The sequence below is a fragment of the Planctomycetota bacterium genome (assembly GCA_018242585.1).
GTDB lineage: Bacteria > Planctomycetota > Planctomycetia > Pirellulales > PNKZ01 > JAFEBQ01.
The window spans coordinates 960-5,326 of record JAFEBQ010000056.1; the positions used below are offsets into that span (position 1 = coordinate 960).

A 4,367-nucleotide genomic window follows, 5' to 3' on the forward strand; every position below is an offset into this window, starting at 1 on the left:
GAAGCGTTGTCGCCGACGGCGACCGAAGACGCGCCGCTTGCCGATGCGCCGTTGCCGAAGGCCGACGCGTTGGAAGCAAGCGCCATCGCGCCTTGGCCGTAGGCCGAACTGTTCGTCGAGTTCGCAACCGAACCGAACCCGGACGCAACACTGAAATCGCCGCTAGCCGACGAATGGTCTCCCAAGGCCGCGCTGCTGACGCCCGCGGAGGATGCCATGTAGCCGGCAGCGATGCTGAACTCGCCGCCCGCAGTCGAATGGTCGCCAAAGGCGGAGCTGCTGGCGCCGCCAGCATGAGCGCTCGAGCCGACCGCAGCGCCGTTCGCCAAGTCGGCCGTGGCCATGTAGCCCGCCGCGATGCTGAAATCGCCGATCGCTGACGAGTGATCGCCGAGCGCGGTGCTGCTTGTGCCGTGCGCAAGAGCCGTGTCGCCGAACGCAGAGCTGTTCGCAAGGTCCGCTTGAGAATGCGTACCGACAGCGGTGCTATCGTCACCGCCGGCTGTCGCGTGATCGCCGTAGGCCGAGCTGTTGAGGCCTGCCGCCGTTGAGAAATCGCCCACTGCGGTTGAGTAGTCGGCTAGCGCCTGCGCGGTGAAACCGACCGCGGTCGAATCGACGCCGAGCGCTTGCGCGTGGGCGCCAAGGACGACGGAGCCCGCTGCAGCGGCCACTGATCCGGCGCCAAGCGCGATCGTGTCGTCTGCTAGAGCTTGAGCATGGTAGCCGAGCGCAGTCGATTCATTGCCGGTCGATTCCGCGAACGGGCCGACAGCCACGCTGAAATTGGTCCCGTTGGCGATCGAATAGTCGCCAAGCGCAAGACCGCCGTTCTCCGCGTAGGCGCCCGTTCCGAAAGCGACCGAGCCAGCAGTCGGTGCCGACGCACCCCAGATGGCAATTTCAAGTGCCGAACTTGGCGTTGGGCCAACCGGATCGACACCCAAAGCCTTGGCGCCATTGCCGATAGCGATGTCCAGAGCGCTGCCGGTCTCGGCCAACAATCCGCCATAGCCAGCACCGGAGAGCGCGCCGCCGCCCAGCGTGATGCCGTCCGAGTAGTGCACACCGTCGGGGTCGCCCAACGAGATGTGACCATCGTCAGCCGAAATGCCTTGGACCGCGTAGATATTCGCGTCGCCCACGATGGTTCCGGTGAACTCCGAGTCGCAGAAGGGAAGGACGGACGCTGCGGCCGAGAGTGACTGCGCATAGATCTGATCGGCGACGCCCAACACCGTCGAGCCGAGGCCGATGATCTCCGCAGCCTTGGATACGGAGGCCGCGGTTGATTCTGCCGTGAGCGCGGTAAATCCGGCACCCGCCGTGTTCAGCGAACCGCCGGCAGTCGCCATAAGTCCGCCAGCTGTTTCCAAACCCGTCGCAGCGGCGATAAGCCCCGGCGAGGCGCCGCCGGCGTCGAGCGGCACGGCAACGCCGACCGCCGCTTCATCAAGTCCGACGCCCGCGACCTCAAACGCGGCGGTGGATCCGTCGAGCGCCGTGCCCGCGACCTCGATCGACGCCGCGATCTCGCCGTAAGTCACGGTTTCGGCATCGTCGAGCACCTGATCAGCAGTAGCGCCGGCAACGGCAGCTGCCGCTCCGGTGGCATTCAGCGCCAGACCAGCGTAGTTCGCATCGTTGATCGCCGTGTTGTACTGATAGGCGCAAGTGCCGGCGCCGACCGTCGCAACCTGGGGCGTCGACGTACTGTAGTAGTAGCTCGGACTGGTCGTTGTTGGTGACGCGGGCGACGTCGAGTTTGAGCCTGCGGCCCAGGCCAACGGGGCCCCGTTACTCGTAACCAACAAAGCCATAAGCAGTCGTACCGCGACCACCGAACCGCGGCGCGATCTGATTGCATTCGCGCTTGGAGCCGCCGGCTTAACGCCCTGACTTTGCAACGATGAAAAGCCCATCTACCCCTCCACAACCCCAATTCCTGTTGCCGGCCTCACAAGTGGCCGGCTTCGTTCCGAATTCCGTCGACCGCCCGGCGTTCACCACCGCACGGCAATGCTCGCCGTACCGCCGTAGCTCTGCGCGTCGCCGGCAAACGTCTCTTCGGTGTTCAGCGACAGCGCGACCGGTCCGATGTCGTGCTCGATGCCGACCATCAGGTGCGCGGCATTCGCTGCCGGTGACACCCCGTAGACTTTGAAACTGGCGCCGTTGAATGCCGAGAACGTTGCCGTGTCCGACAGCGTGTTGCCGAAGTCGTGGAGCCAGCCGAGACGCGCGCGCAGGCCCGTAAACGAGTCGCTCCCCGAACTCAGAACGTCATCCCAAGCCGCGCCGAGCTCGGTCGTGTAGTCGAAGTGCCGGTTGCGCGTGAACGCCAGCGCATAGGCCGAGGAACCGGCGGTCGTTACCTCTTCATAGTTTGGCGTGCTGATGTCCGTCGCCTGGAAGCGGATATAGGGCGACAGCGCCTGGCCGCGTTCGATGGTGAAGATGTGGCCGAATTCGAAACGCGCCGCCTGACTCGTGGTGTTGAAATCGGCGCGATACTTGTTCACACCCTGGAAGTCGACCTCGCGATCGGTCGTCACGTTGAAGTGCGCATAGGTGTACGCAGCGTCAAAGTAGAAGTTTTTCGCAAAACGCTCCGAGAAGTAGGCGCCAAGTTGGTAGAACGAGGCGTTGCCATTTCCGAGGTCGGTGTCGAGATCCCAATCGTCGTTACCGAATCCGACCGCGACGCCCGCGGCGCCGCCGGGCGAGAAGGCGTAATCCAGGCCGAACTCGCCGCTGAACTCGGTCGCCGTCGTCTTGTGCGTGCCAAGTTTGAAATCGCCGTCGCCGCTGTCTTGCTCGCCGGTGGCGGCAGCCCACGCCGTGAACTGCGGACCCGAGTGGTTGCCGGTACCGGCGTCGCTTGCACCGTTCGCCGCCAAACGCACGGCCGACATATCTGCGGCCGCCATCGCAAATGCGCCGCTGCCGAGATTGGTGCGCGCACCGACGGTCGGATCGAGCATCGTTTCGAGGAACGACGACGTTGAGCGCAACGCGACGCTTTTCAGGCCGACATTGACCTCGCCGGTCATCTGCTCGAGCACCGCTGCAAGATCAGTCGGCGTCAAGCTCGCAAGCGGTAGGAAGACGTTCGCGCCGTCATATGCGATCGCGAAGTCGATTGCGCCGGCGACGTCGCCGTTGTTGCCGTTGCCGATGGTCAGCGGTCCGCCGCCCGTCAGAACGGAAGAAACCGTGACCAGAAACTGTAACGTTGCATCGTTCGGGCCGTAGGTGAGTTCAGGCAACAACGTGAGCGGCGATCCGGGCGCGAGCGTGACGGCCGTAAAGGTCCCACTGAGGCCGCCGGAGTCGACCACGTGATAAACCGCTGATCCCGGCGCGATGCCCGTCGGATTGATGACGAGCGTTCCGTTCAGCGACGCCGTGCCGGTCACCTGCAACAGATCGTTCGACGCCGGCGAGACGTCGTAGATGTAGGTCGAATTGGCGGCCATTGTCAGATTGCCGCCGACGTTGAGTGTGCCGACGCCGCCGTTGCCCGGCGACACGGTGCCGCCGCTGTTGACGCTCAGCCCAGCGAGGTTGCCGCTGCCCGCGAAGATGCCGCCGCTGTTGACCGAGACGCTCGAACTCGCGATCGATCCGGCAAGAAGCAACATGCCGTTGTCGATGACGGTCGCGCCATTGTAGGTGTTCGTCGCGCTCAGCGTTGTCGTGCCGCTGCCGAACTGATGCACACCGCCGGAGCCCGAGATGATGCCGGCGAAGGTGAAGTTGTTCGAGCGATCGAAAGCGAGCGTTCCGTTGTCCGTGACATCGCCGCCGATCGAACCGCTGCTGCCGCCGCTACCGAGCTGAAGCGTGCCCGCCGAAATCGTGGTGCCGCCGGCGTAGCTATTCGCCCCAGTTAAGATCGTCGTGCCGCTGCCGAGTTGCGTGAGGCTTCCAGAGCCCGTGATCGCGCCGGGCGCAGTAACGCTGTCCGATCGATCGAAGACCAGAGACGCGTTGTCCAGCACGTTGCCGACGATCGAACCCGAAGTGCCGCCATTGCCGATCTGCAGCGCTCCCGCCGAGATGGTGGTGCCGCCGCTATACGAGTTGGCGCCGGTCAGGATGGTGGTGCCGGTGCCGATTTGGGTGAGTGCGCCCGTTCCGGAAACGATACCGGCGAAGGTCAATGTATCGGAGCGATCGAAGGCGAGCGCCGCGTTGTCCAGCACGTCACCGGCGATCGAACCCGACGTACCGCCGTTGCCGAGTTGCAGTGTGCCGGCGGAGATCGTCGTGCCGCCGCCGTAAGTGTTGTCGGCCGTCAGCGTCGTCGTGCCGCCGCCGATTTGCCGGAGCGCGCCAGTGCCCGAAACGAGGCCGGCGAAGGT

At 64.7% G+C, this 4,367-nt stretch carries 2 protein-coding genes; both read right to left on the reverse strand.

Annotated elements, in window-relative coordinates; translation table 11 throughout:
* A partial coding sequence (locus tag JSS27_21595) for a hypothetical protein (GenBank protein MBS0211545.1) occupies nucleotides 1-1,820 on the reverse strand: 1,820 nt, incomplete at its 3' end.
* Nucleotides 1,821-2,003: 183 nt separating this feature from the next.
* Nucleotides 2,004-4,367 (reverse strand): autotransporter domain-containing protein (locus JSS27_21600; GenBank protein MBS0211546.1); only part of this gene is annotated, 2,364 nt, incomplete at its 5' end.